At 41.1% G+C, this 17,918-nt stretch carries 14 protein-coding genes; 10 read left to right on the top strand and 4 right to left on the bottom strand.

The window, feature by feature from the left end; genetic code table 11:
- The first annotated feature begins 68 nt into the window (after positions 1-68).
- Positions 69-3,446 carry a mechanosensitive channel MscK gene (gene mscK / locus PR834_RS03475; RefSeq protein ID WP_272536436.1) on the top strand — a complete coding sequence of 1,126 codons (3,378 nt, stop codon included), beginning with the start codon at positions 69-71 and terminating at the stop codon, positions 3,444-3,446.
- Positions 3,447-3,451: 5 nt separating this feature from the next.
- Here the strand turns inward: mscK and PR834_RS03480 are convergent, their stop codons facing one another.
- Together PR834_RS03480 and priC are read right to left on the bottom strand one after the other, a co-directional pair.
- Positions 3,452-3,628 carry a DUF2496 domain-containing protein gene (locus tag PR834_RS03480; protein ID WP_004260415.1) on the bottom strand — a complete coding sequence of 59 codons (177 nt, stop codon included), beginning with the start codon at positions 3,626-3,628 and terminating at the stop codon, positions 3,452-3,454.
- A gap of 18 nt (positions 3,629-3,646) precedes the next feature.
- Entirely contained in the window at positions 3,647-4,195 is a 549-nt protein-coding gene (priC, locus tag PR834_RS03485) for a primosomal replication protein PriC (RefSeq protein ID WP_004260412.1), read from the bottom strand.
- Between the two features lie 142 nt (positions 4,196-4,337).
- Between priC and apt the strand changes: the two genes are divergently transcribed.
- The 9 genes from apt to PR834_RS03530 all read left to right on the top strand — a co-directional run bounded on the left by apt (position 4,338) and on the right by PR834_RS03530 (position 14,799).
- Positions 4,338-4,889 carry an adenine phosphoribosyltransferase gene (apt, locus tag PR834_RS03490; RefSeq protein ID WP_036958374.1) on the top strand — a complete coding sequence of 184 codons (552 nt, stop codon included), beginning with the start codon at positions 4,338-4,340 and terminating at the stop codon, positions 4,887-4,889.
- A gap of 112 nt (positions 4,890-5,001) precedes the next feature.
- Positions 5,002-6,945, top strand: a complete 1,944-nt coding sequence (gene dnaX / locus PR834_RS03495; RefSeq protein WP_272536437.1) for a DNA polymerase III subunit gamma/tau — start codon at positions 5,002-5,004, stop codon at positions 6,943-6,945.
- A gap of 48 nt (positions 6,946-6,993) precedes the next feature.
- Entirely contained in the window at positions 6,994-7,323 is a 330-nt protein-coding gene (locus PR834_RS03500) for a YbaB/EbfC family nucleoid-associated protein (protein ID WP_004260403.1), read from the top strand.
- Positions 7,323-7,922, top strand: a complete 600-nt coding sequence (recR, locus tag PR834_RS03505; RefSeq protein ID WP_004260396.1) for a recombination mediator RecR — start codon at positions 7,323-7,325, stop codon at positions 7,920-7,922. Before PR834_RS03500 ends, recR begins: the two co-directional genes overlap by 1 nt.
- A gap of 359 nt (positions 7,923-8,281) precedes the next feature.
- A complete protein-coding gene (htpG, locus tag PR834_RS03510; protein ID WP_206277548.1) occupies positions 8,282-10,150 on the top strand; it encodes a molecular chaperone HtpG in 1,869 nt (622 codons plus the stop codon).
- 192 nt (positions 10,151-10,342) lie between these two features.
- Positions 10,343-10,987, top strand: coding sequence for an adenylate kinase (gene adk, locus PR834_RS03515; protein WP_004260386.1), 645 nt, complete (start codon positions 10,343-10,345; stop codon positions 10,985-10,987).
- A gap of 181 nt (positions 10,988-11,168) precedes the next feature.
- The gene (gene hemH, locus PR834_RS03520; protein WP_004260382.1) at positions 11,169-12,134 is read left to right on the top strand and encodes a ferrochelatase; all 966 of its coding nucleotides are present in this window, start codon (positions 11,169-11,171) and stop codon (positions 12,132-12,134) included.
- A 123-nt stretch (positions 12,135-12,257) separates the two neighbouring features.
- Complete coding sequence (gene wzz(fepE), locus PR834_RS03525) at positions 12,258-13,379, top strand: LPS O-antigen length regulator Wzz(fepE) (protein ID WP_112307160.1); 1,122 nt, start codon at positions 12,258-12,260, stop codon at positions 13,377-13,379.
- Positions 13,380-13,485: 106 nt separating this feature from the next.
- A complete protein-coding gene (locus PR834_RS03530) occupies positions 13,486-14,799 on the top strand; it encodes an inosine/guanosine kinase (RefSeq protein WP_036958371.1) in 1,314 nt (437 codons plus the stop codon).
- 340 nt (positions 14,800-15,139) lie between these two features.
- On the opposite strand, the gene eutH is transcribed toward PR834_RS03530, so the two are convergent.
- Both eutH and PR834_RS03540 read right to left on the bottom strand, forming a co-directional pair.
- A complete protein-coding gene (eutH, locus tag PR834_RS03535) occupies positions 15,140-16,390 on the bottom strand; it encodes an ethanolamine utilization protein EutH (protein ID WP_004260372.1) in 1,251 nt (416 codons plus the stop codon).
- Between the two features lie 22 nt (positions 16,391-16,412).
- Positions 16,413-17,852: an FGGY family carbohydrate kinase gene (locus PR834_RS03540; RefSeq protein WP_004260369.1), complete on the bottom strand. Its 1,440-nt coding sequence runs from the start codon at positions 17,850-17,852 to the stop codon at positions 16,413-16,415.
- Between the last annotated feature and the right edge of the window lie 66 nt (positions 17,853-17,918).

Genomic DNA, 17,918 nt, shown 5'->3' on the forward strand with positions numbered 1-17,918 from the left:
TTGATAGGCGACTATCGGCACTTTGGTTTAATTAAACAATATTATTATTTGTATAAAGGAATGCCATTATGATGAAACAACAATGGAAGTGGCGGCAGTTAGTATCAATAACACTGTTTTTTTTCATCATATCTTTTTCCAGTTCCATTACGGCATTAACATCAAATAACTTACCTGATAAGAATGAAATAAAAAGTGCGCTCAACGCATTGAATAAAAAAAGTTCACTCAATGAGGAAGATAAACTTGCTCTCGCTGATCTGGAAAAAACCTCAGATTTTTATAACGAGCTGGATAAACTCGAACAGCGAACGGCTGAACTGCAAAAAAAACTGAATAGCGCGAGTGAAGAATCGAAACAAGCAGCACAAGGTTTGTTGCAAATAAAAAATGAAAATGAGCAACGCACCGAAAATTTCCTACGAAAAATACAAGATAGTTCTCTTTCACAACTAGAAGCATTACAAGCCTCTTATTTAGAAAATCTGCAAACAGAACAAAATGACCTTGCAACCTATAGTAGCCAATTAATTGGCTTACAGACACAGCCTGAAAGGGCACAAGCGATGATGTTGGAAAATGCGAGGCGCTTACAAGAAATTCGCAATGAGCTAAATAGTTCATTGAATGAATCTGTGAATTTAAGACCTACTCAAATTACCATGCTGCAAGTTGAACAGTATTTATTGCAGCAACAAAATGAATATCAAAAACGTATTCTACAGGCTAACACTCAATTACAAGATGTGCTGCAAAAACAACGTGATTATACCGCAGCATATATTGAGCAATTGGAACACCATATTCAGCAAGTACAAAATGCGATTAGCCATCGCCGACTAAATGACTCCCAATCAACGGTACGCGAGGCGCTGAGTACTTCTGAAACCGATATTGAAGCGCAACAGAATCCCATTATTCAAAAAGAAATTGCGATTAATAATGCGCTCAGTGACCGTTTAATCGCAGTGACCGAAAATAGCAATAAACTGGTGCAAAATGGTATTCGAGTTAAAACATGGCTTGAAAGAGCGACGCAGTCCGAACGAAATTTAAAAGAGCAAATTAATGTATTACGCGGTAGTTTATTGCTCTCACGAATTTTATTTCAACAACAAATTGACTTGCCGCCAGACATTTTAACTAAAAATTTACCCACAACGATTGCTGATTTGCGGCTTGAGCAATTTGATATTAACCAACAGCGTGATGAGCTTTATCAACCTAATGATTATATTACTAAGTTGGAACAGCAATTTGAGGTAAAAACAGGGGATGAGCTGGCAAATAGCGCATTATTATCCGCTGAGGATAAATCTACGTTATTGAAACTATTGGAAGTACGTCGTGGGTTATTAGATGAACTCAACCAGCAGCTTGGCGGGCAAATTTCCCAAGCAATCAACTTGCAACTTGATCAAAACCAATTATTGAGTGTAGTGGGGTCTCTTGAAAATACCTTGGCGCAGCAAATATTTTGGGTGAATAGTAATAAACCGATGGATTTGGAATGGGTTAAAGGTTTTCCAGAAGCTGCGGCAGCACAGATTCATAATTTTGATTTTAGTTTATCGAATCGTAGTATTAAGCGTGGAGTGACGGCTTCATTATTGGTCGTTGTTCCACTGGTTTTAGTCGCATTGCTGTTTATTTGGTTTAATCGCAAAATTAGTAACCGACTGCAGGATATTGACCAACGGCTTTCCAGCTTACGTAATGACAGTGTATTAAGTACCCCGTTGGCACTGTTGTTAACATTAATGCAAACATTACCTATTTCACTGTTTTTACTGGCATTTGGCTATTGGTTTTTGAAAACAGGGAATGTGCAAGGGCCATTCTTTTGGCAATTTTGCCAACAATTGGCGATATTTTGGGCATTATTTGAGCTGACTTTCCGAGTATTAAAACCACAAGGTATTGCACAAAAACACTTTGGTATCGAAAAAGAAAAAATATCCCAGACTCGACGCAGGATGATCAGGCTATCTATTCCTCTATTGCCACTCATTTTCTTTTCTACTTATGGCGTTAGCAACCCACTGAAAGTGTCTGAGGACGTAATTGGCCAGTTGATCGTGCTGGTTTCTCTTATTCTACTGTGCATCTTTACTATTCCATTTTGCAAACAAGTTTGGCAAGAGAAAGGGAGTCACTTAACGCGCAGTATCGTTGTGACATTGTTGACATTTTCGCCATTAATTTTAGTGGGCTTAATGATGGCGGGGTATTATTATACCACATTGCGCTTGGCAAACCGTTGGATAGACAGTTTATACCTATTACTCCTGTGGTATATCACTTATAGCGCGTGTTTGAGAGGCTTAACACTGGTTGCTCGTAAATTAGCATATCAACGTGCCATAGAACGCCGTGCGATGTCGAAGCAAGAAGATACTGAAAACGAGCCAATTAAAGAGCCACCAATGACTATTGAGCTGATTAGCCAGCAATCATTGCGTCTCACAACAATGGTGTTATTTATTATTTTCGCTTTGGCGTTTTATACGATTTGGTCTGATTTTATAACCATTTTCTCTTTCTTAGATAGCGTGAACTTATGGAGCTATACCGCCACATCGGCAGAAGGGGGAAATATCTTACAATTCGTGACGTTAGCGAATTTAATTTTAGCTCTTGTGATTATCATTGTGTCTTGGGTAATGACGCGAAACCTCCCTGGACTACTGGAAGTGTTGGTATTATCACGGTTAAAACTCCGTCAGGGCTCTACTTATGCGATCACGACAATATTAACTTATATTATTGTCGGGATTGGGGCGATCGCCTCATTAGGTATGATTGGCGTGACATGGAACAAATTGCAATGGTTGGCGGCAGCTTTAACTGTCGGGTTAGGGTTTGGCTTACAAGAAATTTTTGCTAACTTTGTTTCAGGGATCATTTTACTGTTTGAGCGGCCGATCCGTATTGGCGACACCGTCACTATTGGGACCTATTCAGGAACAGTCAGTAAAATTCGCATTCGTGCGACAACCATCGTCGATTTTGATCGCAAAGAAGTGATCATTCCTAATAAGGCTTTTGTGACTGAACGGTTGATCAACTGGTCGCTATCGGACACCGTCACTCGTATCACCATAGCGATCGGTGTGGCATATGGCTCTGATCTTGATAAAGTGAAACGCGTTTTATTGTCTGCAGCAACCAATAATAGCAAGGTAATGACTGAACCGGCTCCTAATGTCTATTTCACCAGTTTTGGGGCAAGTACGTTAGATCACGAGTTACGTTTTTATGTACGGCAGATTGGCGACCGTGGCGTAACCAGCGATGAAGTGAACCGTGCGATAGACAAATTATGTCGAGAAAATGATATTGATATTGCATTCAATCAGTTAGAGGTACATTTACACAATAATAAAGGTGATGAAGTGCAAGAAGTGAAGCGAACACCTAAAGATAGTGATGATAAAACGTACTAAAATCATTAAGTTTCTTTGGTGCAGGCAGTTTTTGCTGCTTGCACTTGTTTTGCAATATAATCATTTTTCACGATTTCAAGTGCTTTGAGAACCACATCAGCTTCTATCTCAGACGTCTCTAATAAGTAGATTAAATCAACAGCAAGTTGGATTTCTTGTGGAGCATCCTTGAGTGAACTCATACTGATTCCTTCTAAGATTTAATCAAAATATTGATTTTCTTGATGTTCAATGGCTTTTTCAATACGCAAAAGTGCTTGGCGGCAACGGTACAAACGGCCTGCGAGTACAGCGAGTTCTTTTTGGCACTGGTGCTGCGAACGGTGGTCGGTTAGCTCACTTAAATGAAGTTCTTTTTCACTCACCATGGCCTGCAAGCGTCGTTCATAGTCTTGGTGTTGTGATAAACGTTCATATAAATCAACTTGTTCCTTTTTCTTAGTAAAATTTGATTCTTTTTCGCGTAAAGCTTGTGTAGAGATCTCTCGTGAAATTGCCTGCATTTGATGGACGATTTTTTCAGTAAGAAAATTAACTTGCTCAGTGTGGTTTAACGTTACGCTATGGCACAATTGCTGGTACAACGTCTGTAATTCATTTTGGCAATCCCCTAAACGGGTTGATTTGCGGCTAAACAATTGCATATCGAAACGTGAATGTGAAAACTCAAGGTCTTTTATGGGCTCCACTCGTGTTTTCAATTCATCAATTTGCTTTTTTAACGCATCCAAAAGAGCGGGAATTTTCATTTTTTGTTCTCATTAAATGTGAAAAATAGCGGAAAATTGATATTCAGCAACAAAACTGATGCCAAATTGACGGCTTCTTATTGCATTTTTATGGTACTTTACATAGATTCTACACTTTCGTGTTTACTACATGGCTTTTATTATGACCGCTAAAGAGCAACAACTGCAATTGATTAAAGAAAGTATCGCATCTATCCAAGATTATCCAATCGAAGGTGTGATCTTTCGTGACATTACGACTTTATTAAATAACCCTGCTGCATACCAAGCAACGATTGATATGTTAGTGGAACATTATCAAAATAAAGGCGTCACTAAAATTGTAGGAACTGAAGCGCGTGGTTTTCTATTCGGCGCTCCAGTTGCATTACGTTTAGGCGTAGGTTTTGTCCCTGTACGTAAAAAAGGGAAATTACCACGTGAAGTATTGAGTATGACTTACGACCTTGAATATGGCACGGATACACTTGAAATCCATAAAGATAGTATCAGCCCTGAAGATAATGTCTTAGTGGTTGATGACTTACTTGCCACAGGTGGTACAGTGGAAGCGACAGTTAAAATGATCAAACAACTCGGTGCTAATGTTGTTGATGCCGCATTTATCATCTGTTTACCTGACCTTGGCGGCGTTGAACGCCTGCAAAAAGAAGGTGTTTCTTCTTATAGCCTTGTTGAATTCCCAGGCCACTAATCTTTATTTTCCCTCTATTTTTATCACAGTCTCGCTGTATAGGTTGAGGCTGTGGTAGCATGGTACTATGATTATATATATTCACGTACCATGTTAAATGACAGTGGAATCCATGAGCTATCAGGTACTTGCCCGTAAGTGGCGCCCCCAAAAATTTTCAGACGTTGTTGGCCAACAGCACGTTTTGACTGCACTCGCTAATGGGCTAACGCATCAGCGGCTTCATCACGCCTATCTTTTCTCCGGTACACGTGGTGTAGGAAAAACGACGATTGCTCGCCTATTTGCCAAAGGCCTTAATTGCGAAACAGGGATCACTGCATCACCTTGTGGTAAATGTGCCAACTGCCTTGAAATAGAACAAGGGCGATTTGTTGACTTAATTGAAATTGACGCGGCTTCCCGAACCAAAGTCGAAGATACTCGTGAATTATTAGACAACGTCCAATACGCGCCGGCACGTGGGCGCTTCAAAGTTTATTTAATTGACGAAGTACACATGTTGTCTCGTCATAGTTTCAATGCGTTATTAAAAACCCTTGAAGAACCGCCTGAACATGTGAAGTTTTTGTTGGCGACGACGGACCCGCAAAAACTCCCCGTGACCATTTTGTCTCGCTGTTTGCAATTCCACCTAAAAGCATTAGATGTCACGCAAATCAGTGAACAGCTTGAACTTATTCTGAATGCAGAAAATATTGAACATGACCAACGAGCTCGCCAGCTTATTGCAAGAGCGGCGGATGGCAGTTTACGTGATGCATTAAGCTTAACTGATCAAGCCATTGCGATGGGGCAAGGGAAAGTAACGGCTGATATAGTTAGCCAAATGCTAGGAACCCTTGATGATGAACAGCCATTAGCGATTATTGAAGCGTTAGTACGTGCCGATAGCATGGCGGTGATGGAACAGGTAGAGCAAGCTGCTAGTCGCGGTGCGGATTGGGAAAACTTGCTGGTGGAAGTTTTGTCGCAATTACACCGTATCGCGATGATCCAACTGCTTCCTGCTGAACAAGAAACAGACCCATCATCGACAGAAGGGCGGCTACGGCAGGTCGCAAGGGTAATTTCTCCTGCAGATCTCCAACTGTTTTACCAAACGTTATTAGTTGGAAGAAAAGAACTCCCTTATGCTCCTGAGCGGCGTATGGGGGTTGAAATGGCATTGTTACGTGCATTAGCTTTTCATCCGAAAAATGTGATTGCTGAAATTGAAGCTCCACCAAAAGTTATTACGCAGGCGTCTGTTCAATCGGCATCGCCTGCTGCACCAAATATGGTGCAAAGGGTGCCTCCTGTTCAAGCACGAGCAGAAAATCTGCCAGACAATAGCCCAACGTTACAGTTATTGAAGGCTAGGCAGGCGCTACAATCTCCACAAAGTGAGGATCCTAGCCCAAAAAAGGCTAAACCGGTGATGCCTGAAAGGGCTAAGCCGGCGGCATCAGCACTGGAAAGGCTGGCCGCCGTGACCAGCAAACATCAACAAAATGTGGTAAATAAAGCGGCTCAGGCAGCAAAACCACAAAAACCAAAGCAGTACCAATGGAAGCCTCAAAATGAAGAGGCGATGGCACCAAAAGAGGCAATAACAACGCCAAGTGAAATCAAAGAGGCGTTGGAATATGAAAAAACGCCTGAATTAGCCGCTAAAATTATTGAGGAAGGGCGAATTCGTGATAGCTGGTCTGGGAAAATTGCAAAATTAAATATTCCCAAGCTGGTTGAACAATTAGCTTTGAATTCATATATAGAAGAATTAAGTGAGTCGCAAATTGTTTTACATTTGCGCTCGGCTCAGAAGCACCTCGATAAACCATCGGCACATAAAGCGTTGGAAGAAGCTCTGAGCGAACTATATGGTCGTACTGTTGAACTGAAAATCGTTCATGATGATAATAGCGAGGTGAAAACCCCGCTAGAATGGCGACAGGCGATTTATGAAGAAAAACTGGCACAAGCGCGCCAGTCTATTATTGCGGATAAAACGATTCAAAAACTGCGCTCAATGTTTGATGCGCAATTAGATGAAGAGAGTATTCGCCCCGTTTAACGCTACAGTCTCATTGTTAAGCTGTAGCCTCAGTTGTGAGAGATAACTATGTTTGGTAAAGGTGGATTGGGTAACCTGATGAAACAGGCCCAGCAAATGCAAGATAAAATGCAAAAAGTTCAGGAAGAAATCGCTCAACTAGAAGCTACAGGCGAATCTGGTGCTGGCTTAGTTAAAGTGACGATTAACGGCTCACACAACTGCCGCCGTGTTGAAATTGACCCTAGCTTACTCGAAGACGACAAAGAAATGTTAGAAGACTTGATTGCTGCGGCATTTAATGATGCTGCTCGTCGTATCGAAGAGACGCAGAAAGAAAAAATGGCAAGTGTTTCCAGTGGTATGCAATTACCACCAGGCTTTAAGATGCCATTCTAATGCAAACAAGTCCGCTTCTTGAATCTTTGATGGAAGCTCTGCGCTGTCTCCCAGGGGTTGGCCCCAAGTCAGCGCAGCGAATGGCTTTTCATCTTTTACAGCGTGACCGCAGTGGGGGAATGCGTTTAGCGCAATCGCTCACTCGTGCCATGTCTGAAATAGGTCACTGCCGTGATTGCAGAACATTTACAGAACAAGAGGTCTGTAATATCTGCGATAACCCTCGCCGCCAACAAAATGGTTTGATTTGTATTGTTGAAAGCCCAGCAGATATCTATGCAATAGAACAAACCGGGCAATTTTCCGGGCGTTATTTTGTGCTGATGGGGCATTTGTCACCACTTGATGGTATTGGCCCAATGGATATCGGTCTTGATAGACTAGAAGAGCGTTTGGCATCAGAGACTATCAATGAAGTGATTTTAGCAACCAACCCAACGGTTGAAGGTGAAGCGACAGCAAACTATATTGGCCAAATGTGCGCGCAATATGGGGTGGCTGCGAGCCGAATTGCACACGGGGTGCCTGTGGGGGGGGAGTTGGAAATGGTTGATGGAACCACACTTTCTCACTCGTTGGCGGGGCGCCAACGGCTCTAAAGTCCTCGTCATTCTTTGCGCCGTAGCGTTGTCTTCATGCATCAACCCTAGTCACATACTTGTGTATGCTCCCAGGGATTAATGCATTCGACGCCTAGCTACGGCACAAATTATTTAGAGGATGATGGTGAGGTGCTGTTTTTAAAATTTAAAGGCAAACCCCTCAAAGCAAAACCCTTAATTCAAAAATATCCTTCAAGCAAAAGCATCGTAGTCTTCGGTCATTTCCTTTCATTCATATTAATTTAGCTTCTAATTTGTGGTTAGTGGTTGAATTCTATTTTTTCGCCCCCAATTAATCTGCATCGATAAGTCAAACCTATCCAATTGAATTGATGAAATAGAGGCGATTAATGAGTATGAAAGGTCAGGAAACACGTGGTTTCCAATCAGAAGTTAAACAACTCCTCCAATTAATGATCCACTCTCTTTATTCAAATAAAGAGATTTTCTTACGTGAATTGATCTCCAACGCATCAGATGCGGCGGATAAACTGCGTTTTCGTGCATTATCTAAACCAGAACTGTATGAAAACGATGGTGACCTGCACGTGCGTATTAGTGCCGATAAAGAAAAAGGTACATTGACCATCAGTGATAACGGTATCGGTATGAGCCGCGAAGAGGTGATTGAAAACCTCGGCACTATCGCGAAGTCAGGCACAAAAGCATTCTTAGAGTCATTAGGTAGTGACCAAGTCAAAGATAGCCAAATGATTGGTCAATTTGGTGTGGGCTTCTATTCTGCATTTATTGTGGCTGATAAAGTGACTGTACGTAGCCGCGCAGCTGGTGCCCCTGCCGATGAAGGTGTGTTCTGGGAATCTGCTGGTGAAGGTGAATACACCATCGCTGATATTGAAAAAGCGGAGCGCGGCACCGAAATCACTTTGCATTTGCGCGATGATGAAAAGGAATATCTGGATAACTGGCGCTTACGTTCAGTGATTAGCAAATATTCTGACCATATTGCTTTACCAGTTGAAATCGAAGAAAAAAATGAAGAAGACGGTACGGTAACTTGGGAAAAAATTAACCAAGCGAAAGCATTGTGGACTCGTAGCAAATCTGAAATTTCAGACGAAGAATACGCTGAATTCTATAAACATATTTCCCATGACTACGCAGACCCACTAACATGGTCACATAACCGTGTAGAAGGTAAGCAAGAGTATACGAGCTTGCTGTATGTGCCGTCTAAAGCGCCATTTGACCTATGGAATCGTGACCAACAGCACGGCTTGAAACTCTATGTTCAACGCGTATTTATTATGGATGACGCAGAACAGTTTATGCCTAATTACCTGCGTTTTATTCGTGGGGTGTTGGATTCCAATGATTTACCACTGAACGTGTCTCGTGAAATACTGCAAGACAGCGCATTAACTCGTAGTTTACGCAGCGCATTAACGAAACGTGTTCTGCAAATGCTTGAGAAACTGGCTAAATCTGACACAGAAAAATACCAAACCTTCTGGCAACAATTTGGCTTGGTGATGAAAGAAGGCCCTGCGGAAGATATGGCAAATAGTGAAACTATTGCTAAACTTCTGCGTTTTGCAACAACTCATACCGATAGCAGCGTACAGAATGTTTCTTTAGAAGATTATGTAAGCCGCATGGTTGAAGGCCAAGATAAAATCTATTATATCACTGCAGATAGCTATGCGGCGGCGAAAGGCAGCCCACACCTTGAGCTATTCCGTAAAAAAGGTATTGAAGTCCTACTGTTATCTGACCGTATTGATGAATGGATGATGAACTATCTGTCTGAATTCGACGGTAAACAGTTCCAATCCGTGAGCAAAGCAGACGAGTCATTAGATAAGCTAGCGGATGAAAACAAAGCGGAACAAGAGGAAGCGGATAAACAATTAGAGCCATTTGTTGAACGCGTTAAATCATTCCTTGGTGAGCGTGTTAAAGAAGTTAAACTCACACATCGCTTAACGGATACGCCTGCCATTGTTACGACAGATGCGGATGAAATGAGTACACAAATGGCAAAACTGTTTGCAGCAGCAGGGCAAGCCGCGCCAGAAGTAAAATATAACTTCGAATTGAACCCAACACATCCATTGGTGAAAAAAGCCGCAGAAGTGTCAGATGAATCTGTGTTTGCTGATTGGGTAGATGTATTGTTGGATCAAGCATTATTAGCAGAACGTGGTACATTGGAAGATCCAAACCTATTTATTCGTAAAATCAATGAATTACTTTTAAAGTAATTTAATTTGATATTTTCGATATTGAGCATAAACCACGCTTTTGCTTGTGCTTTAGCGTGGTTTTTTTCTTTTGCGAAAAAAGATAAATGCGAAATCGTTTACGTGTGTTCTTGAGTAAAGCCGTATGCTAATGGTATGGTAGCTTGTTTTCTTTTCAAATTATAAAAATCTAAATAGCAAGGGGTTTACGCAATGCGTATCATTCTGCTTGGCGCTCCAGGCGCTGGTAAGGGCACTCAAGCTCAATTTATTATGGAAAAGTTTGGGATCCCTCAAATTTCAACAGGTGACATGTTACGTGCAGCTGTTAAATCAGGGAGCGAACTCGGCTTACAAGCTAAAGAGCTGATGGATAACGGTAAATTAGTTACTGATGAATTAGTTATCGCATTAGTTAAAGAGCGCATCAAACAAGATGACTGCCGCAATGGCTTCTTGTTGGATGGGTTCCCTCGTACAATCCCACAAGCGGACGCGATGAAAGAAGCGGGTATCACGGTTGATAACGTACTGGAATTTGATGTACCAGACGATATCATTGTTGAGCGTATCATTGGTCGTCGTGTACATGCGCCATCAGGCCGTGTTTACCACATCAACTTCAACCCACCAAAGGTTGAAGGCAAAGACGATGTAACAGGTGAAGAATTAACCATCCGTAAAGATGACCAAGAAGACACCGTGCGTAAGCGTCTGGTTGAATATCATGCATTAACTGCACCTTTAATTGCGTATTACCAAAATGAAGCTAAACAAGGTAATACCAAGTACTTCAAATTAGACGGTACTCGTAAAGTGGCAGAAGTTAGTGAAGAACTAGCAAAAATCTTAGGTTAATATTTGTACTTACCATGCTTTGTGTTGCAGTAATCGTAACTGCAATTCGAATTATTTTAAGTATAAGGTATTATATGGAGGCAGCGATCATCGCTGCCTTTGTTTTTTATACCACTTGGTGACAAAAATCGTTAATTAACTGTGCTAAAGTTGGGAATAATTATCAATTAGGAGTTGTTTCATGTCAGAAAAAAAATACGGCATTTTGTTAGCTAACCTAGGAACCCCTGATGCCCCAACGACCTCAGCAGTGAAACGCTATTTAGCCGAATTTCTTAGCGATAAACGCGTTATAGATGTCCCCCGCTTGATTTGGAAGCCGATTTTACATGGGGCGATTTTACCTCTTCGTTCTTCTAAAGTGGCGAAGTTATACCAATCTATTTGGTTAGACGGGGGATCGCCATTACTGGTTTATTCTTTACGTCAAAAACAAAAATTAGCTGAGCTATTGCCTAATATTGCCGTAGAGATAGGCATGAGCTATGGTTCGCCTTCAATCAAAAGTGCGGTGGATAGCTTGCTAGACCAAGGCGTGACCGATTTAGTGGTTCTTCCACTGTATCCACAGTATTCTTGCACAACAACGGCTGCGGTTTATGATGCATTAACCAGAGCGTTTGAAAGTAGACGTACCATTCCAAGCGTGCAATTCATTCGTAGTTATGCGACACACCCTGCTTATATTCAAGCTTTAGTGGCTTCGATAGAAGAAAGCTTTGCTCTGCATGGTGAACCCGATAGGCTTATATTGTCGTTCCACGGTATTCCACAGCGTTATTGTGATACAGGTGATATCTACCAGCAGGAATGTGAAAAAACGGCAGAGGCGCTCCGTGAAGCGTTAAATTACCCAAGTGATAAAGTCATGCTGACCTATCAGTCACGCTTTGGACGTGAGCCTTGGCTGATGCCATATATGGATAAAACCATGCATGAATTACCCTCCAAAGGCGTAAAGTCGGTTCAGGTCATTTGTCCTGGTTTTTCAGTTGATTGCTTAGAAACATTAGAAGAAATTAGCGAGCAAAATAAAGAGTTTTTTATGAGTAGTGGTGGTAACAAATATAATTATATACCGGCATTAAATGATAATCCGAATAGCATTCATATGATTAATTCAATAATTCAAGATGTTCTAAAGTAATCAATTCAGTAAATTAATGCAGAAAAGTTTGCTTATCGATATATCAATAAGCTGATTATAGACTATAATCACTTATCTGAAATTATAAATGATTGAATAAATGTTATGTCTTTTGGAATTAATATGAGCAATAAGCAGCAGCCACCACAAGGTAATATAGAGCAGAAGTCACCTTCTGCTCATCAATTTCAAATACAGCAAAACGATGAAATTGATTTAATGGCCTTGTTTTCCATTTTGTTAAAACATAAATTTTTGATTCTTATATTTACGGTTGTTTGTATTGTGGTGAGTGTTGGTGTTGTAAAACTATTACCTCAAAAATGGAGCAGTACTGCTATTGTTATTCCTCCTGCATCTGAAGAGCTCAAAGAAGTTAACGCATTTAAAGCTCAACTGGATGTATTAGATATTCCTATTGATTTAAGTGCTCAACGTATTTTTAATGCATTTGTTGACCAGTATCGTTCGAAAGTTAATCAAGAAAGTTATATAAGAAGTACTGATTATTACCATAATCTGGCAGAGAAAATTGACCCGAAAGATGATGTTATTGCTCAACAAAGGCTAGTAAATTCAATCATTTCTAATGATATTAAAATTCAAGATCTCTCAAAAGAGAAAAACAGTACTTCAAATGATATTGTTTTGAGCTTTACTGCACCTTTGCCAACGGAAGCCCAAGATTTACTTGAAGGTTATATTCGCTATAGCGCATCGAAAGTAAGGCAACAGTTAAAAGTTGAAATCGACAATATGATTTCAGAGAAACTTATTTATGCCAGTGAGTCACTAAAACGCGAAGTTAGCAAAATTCAAACTGAATACGATGTTAAGGTTGAAAGGCTTAAACGAGCCGTTGATATTGCAAAAGCAGCTGGAATTGAAAAGCCGATAGCCAGCGATTCTGTTGCTATCAATGATGACCCTGATTACCCTATTGCGTTAGGAACTGAAGCTTTAGAGAAAAAATTACTGATTGAAACCCAAAATCGTGATTTGGCATTGATGAGCGAAAATTTACAGAACCGTAAAATTTACCTTGATAATTTACAAGAAGTAACCGCTAAAGAATTAGATTTTACACCCGTTAAGTTTATTTTAACGCCAGACTTACCGTTGCATAAAGATTCACCAAAATCATCGTTAATTGTTGCATTAAGCGCAATACTCGGTTTAATTTTGAGCTGTGCATTTGTGTTAAGTCGGGAGCTTTATCGCGATTATAAATATCAAAATCAATAAAATAACTTCCAAATGACAAACAATGGGGCCAGTGCCTTCTTTGCAGGTGCTGGCTTTATTTTATCGTGCTAGAATAGGGTGATGTTCCATTGTTAATCTTCTAATTATGAAATTCCCCGGTCAACGCAAGTCAAAACACTATTTTCCTGTTAGTCTCAGAGATCCTTTATTACAGCCTTTAAAAGAAACATTGGCGGATGATGAGAATTGTAAGTCCTATATTGTTGGTATCGACCAAACATTAGTCGATATTGAAGCGAAAGTGGATGACGACTTCATTCAGCGCTATCAATTGAGTAAGGGGCATTCGCTGGTTATTGAAGACGATGTCGCCGAAGCTTTGTATAAAGAACTTACAGATAATGCCTTGATTACTCATGAGTTTGCAGGTGGAACGATTGGCAATACGCTGCACAACTATTCGGTTTTAGCCGATGACAGGTCAGTTTTATTGGGCACAATGTGCAATAGCATCCAAATTGGTAGCTATGCGTATCGCTATTTGTGTCACACCTCAAGTCGCATGGATTTGAATTTTCTACAAGGTGTGGATGGCCCTATCGGGCGCTGTTTTACCTTGATCACTGAAAATGGCGAGCGAACGTTTGCTATCAGCCCTGGCCATATGAATCGCTTGCACCCAAATAGCATTCCCGAGGACATTATTGCTGGGGCTTCTGCGTTGGTATTAACGGCTTATTTAGTCCGCTGTAAACCCGGAGAAACCATGCCTGATGCGACTATGCAGGCTATTGCATATGCGAAAAAGCACAATGTCCCCGTAGTGTTAACGCTTGGAACTAAATTTGTTATTGCTCAAGACCCTCAGTTTTGGCGTGATTTTTTAGCGGAGCATATTTCAGTAGTTGCAATGAATGAAGACGAAGCGCAGGAACTGACAGGGCTGAGTGACCCATTACTTGCCTCTAATATGGCATTAGACTGGGTAGATTTAGTTTTATGTACGGCGGGCCCATCAGGCCTGTATATGGCAGGCTACACCGAAGACGCCTATAAACGTACGACGCAACATCCACTATTACCGGGGGCAATTGCAGAATTTAACTTGTACGAGTTTAGCCGAGCAATGCGCCAGCAAGATTGCCAAGTTCCATTACGAATTTTCTCTCATATCGAGCCTTATATGGGGGGACCTGAGAAAATAATGAACACAAATGGGGCGGGAGACGGGGCTTTATCGGCATTACTTCACGATATTACCGCCAATTCTTACCACCGTTCTAATGTGCCTAATTCCAGTAAACATGAGCGCCAATACTTAACGTATTCTTCTTTAGCTCAAGTATGTAAATATGCTAATCGTGTAAGTTATCAAGTATTAACTCAGCATTCGCCTCGTTTGACTCGTGGCTTACCTGAAAAAGAAGATAGCTTAGAAGAGTCTTATTGGGAACGTTAAAGCGAAATAATTCTCATTTTAATTAATGATATCGATTTTAAGGCACTTCAATATAATTGTTATTGAGGTGCCTTTCTTTTTGAACAATTATTTTGATGAGTTGTTGTCACTAAATTTTATTAATTGAAGTAATTATTTACATTCAAATTATGTATCTATAAATAATGTAATGGTTAATGATGACTAATATAGATAACCATATAGTGAGTACAATATTAATAATTGATGAGAGTTTGAGTTAATTTCAGACTAATAAATAAAAGCCGTATGCTACTTTATGAGTATTCATATTTGGCATACAGCTAATTATCTTTAAATATATAAGTATGGTTAATGCTAATTAATGTTGTTTAGCAACCGCGAGTTCACTTTCTTCTTTAACTATTTCGGCTGCTTTTGCATCTTCAGCTTCATAACGCATCGCCTGCGGTACTGAGATTTTAATTGCAATAAATACCGCTAAGAAGCCACCTACCAACTTACCAAGTAAAATAGGTAAAACGAGAGTGGGTTGGAAGTTAGCGGTGAAAGCAAGATGGTCACCGATGGTTGCCTGTGCACAAACACCGAATGCGACACATAATACTTTATCCCTCGCACGCATTTCTTTGAATAAGTGATAAGTAGCAATAATGTTTGCCATAACCATAATAAATCCTAAAGAACCCGTATCGCTCAGCTTTAAACGGTTACTTAATGCACGTACTAAAGGCTTGCAGTAGCGTTGGAACAGATAACAAATTGGGAATGTCCCCGCTAACATAATACCGATATAGCCTGCAATTTCGATGGCACGGAATAGCTCATTTTGGTCAGCAAATAGTGGGTCGAAGCCCCATGCGCCGAAAACTTTAGTGAATACACCAGTAAAGTGTTCAACAATGGAAAACGCTAAGACTAATTTGACGAATGCATCCATGATTTTACCGAAAATCAGGAAGCCAGTTACCATTAACATCGGGCGATATTTTAGCCCAGCAGCCAATAAGAAACAGAATACAAACAGCGGCATCAAGTATTGCAACATGGTAAAGAAATCTAAGGTTAATTGATGTGCTGCCGGTGAGTTCGTGGAAATAATATCCCTGACAGGAATATTATTGAACGTAATTAACAGAAGTGAAGCGAGTACGCCAAATGGTATTGAGATCAACCCTGCCATTGCACCAAGCGCAAGATACTTATGATCTTTGCGATTTAACATTGTTAACCCTACAGGGATCAGGTAAACAATGGTGGCACCCGAGGTATAACCGATCAGCATTGCCGTGATCCACATATCTCGATTAGTTGTCAAAGCATCAGCTAGCTGGTAACCGCCCATATCAACCGCAATAATCGATAAAGCTGCAATGGAGACGTCTGATCCGACTGAAGAAAAGACGGGACCAAGGATGTAAGAGATTAACTGTGAGAGCAGCGGCACTGCGGCCATGATCCCCGCTTGAGCAAGAAATACAGGGCCGATAGAAAAGATCCCGTTAACAAACTCTTTCCCAAGTTCACTGGTTGGTTTCACTATGGATGCGACTGCGCCAATGATGGCTCCGCACATGATCAAATAAATAATATAATTTCCGAATTCAGCCATGGTAGGGTTTCCTTTTATTATTTTAGTGTCTTAATTGGCGAGAACGGGCAATGATGTCGCGATATTGTTCCATCACACCTTGCATATTCGTTCCATCAGGATGTGTCACAGTAGCGTTGCGTCTTACCGCCATTTCGTGAGTGATCCCTATGCCTTTGCGAGCCAGTAAGGCAGCTCCTAGTGCGGTTACTTCACGGTTTGCTGGTGCTTCAATGTCTTTTTGTAATAAATTAGCTAAAAATTGCTTAAAATATTGATTTGAAGAAAGCCCTCCATCGACTGAGATTGATTGGCCTAGCGGTGAAATTTTTTCCATTGCAAAAATAACTTCAGCGGAGCGTGCTGCTATACCTTCCAAGACAGACTGCATCATGTCTTTTTTGTCAGTATCTAATGAAAGCCCAGCCCAGAGACCTGCGGCACTGCGATCCCAGTATGGGCACCCTAAACCAGATAACGCTGGGACAAAGGCAAGACCACGTTTAATGGCGGATTCAGCCCTGAAATCACCCAGTTCATCGAATGAGTCAAACAAACCGATTTTGCGAGCCCAATTAATGGCAGATGCTGCGTTGTATACGCCACCATCTAAGCCAAAGACAGGGGGTTGGTTGGGAAACTTCCAACAGAGTGTCGGTAATAAACCACTGTTATGAGTTTGTGGAATATCGGTGCCAGTAAGTGCTTGCAAGAACGCGCCTGTACCGAAGGTGATTTTGGCATCACCTTTTTCACGACAACCATGGCCGAATGTGCCAGCAAATTGGTCAACAATAATGGCGGTGACTGGGGTGAGGTGCCCATCAAGATTTATCGCGCCAAAGTCACCAATATTGTCTTTAATAGGCGGTAAACAGTGGATGGGAACACCAAAAATGTCACATAGTTCTTGGTCCCACTCCAAGGTATGAATATTGAGTAATGAAGTTCGAGACGCTGAGTTGTAGTCGGTGACAAATACGCCACATAAGCGGTCGAGGAAGAATGCATCCATCGTACCAATACGTAATTTATTTTTATCCGCTAATGTTTTCGCACCGACGACATTTTCAATAATCCAACCCATTTTGCTGGCGGAAAAATAAGGGTCTAGCGGTAAGCCTGACTTAGACTGTACCAGCGGCTCTAACCCTGCTTCCTTGAGCATTGAGATAGTTTTTTCTGTCCGTAAGTCTTGCCAAACAATAGCATTGTATAAAGGGCGCTTGCTGTCCGCATCCCACGCCACAATACTTTCGCCTTGATGGCAAAGTCCAATAGCATCAACCACTTCACAGCTATGTAAGCATTTAATGATATTGGCCAGTATTTCCTCTGGGTCATGTTCAACCCAACCACTATTCAATGTGATTTGTTTATGAGGAATGCTCATAGGGGAGTGATAATGGCCGCCTTCTTCAAAGACAACGACCCGGGTTCCCGTTGTTCCCTGATCGATAGCCGCATAACGTTGATTGAGCATCACAGTATTCCCAGTGTTATAAATGTTGTAAATAGGTCTGTTTTTTTGCTTACTATCGTTTAATCG

It is taken from the genome of Providencia sp. PROV182, from assembly GCF_028480325.1.
Taxonomy (GTDB): domain Bacteria; phylum Pseudomonadota; class Gammaproteobacteria; order Enterobacterales; family Enterobacteriaceae; genus Providencia; species Providencia hangzhouensis.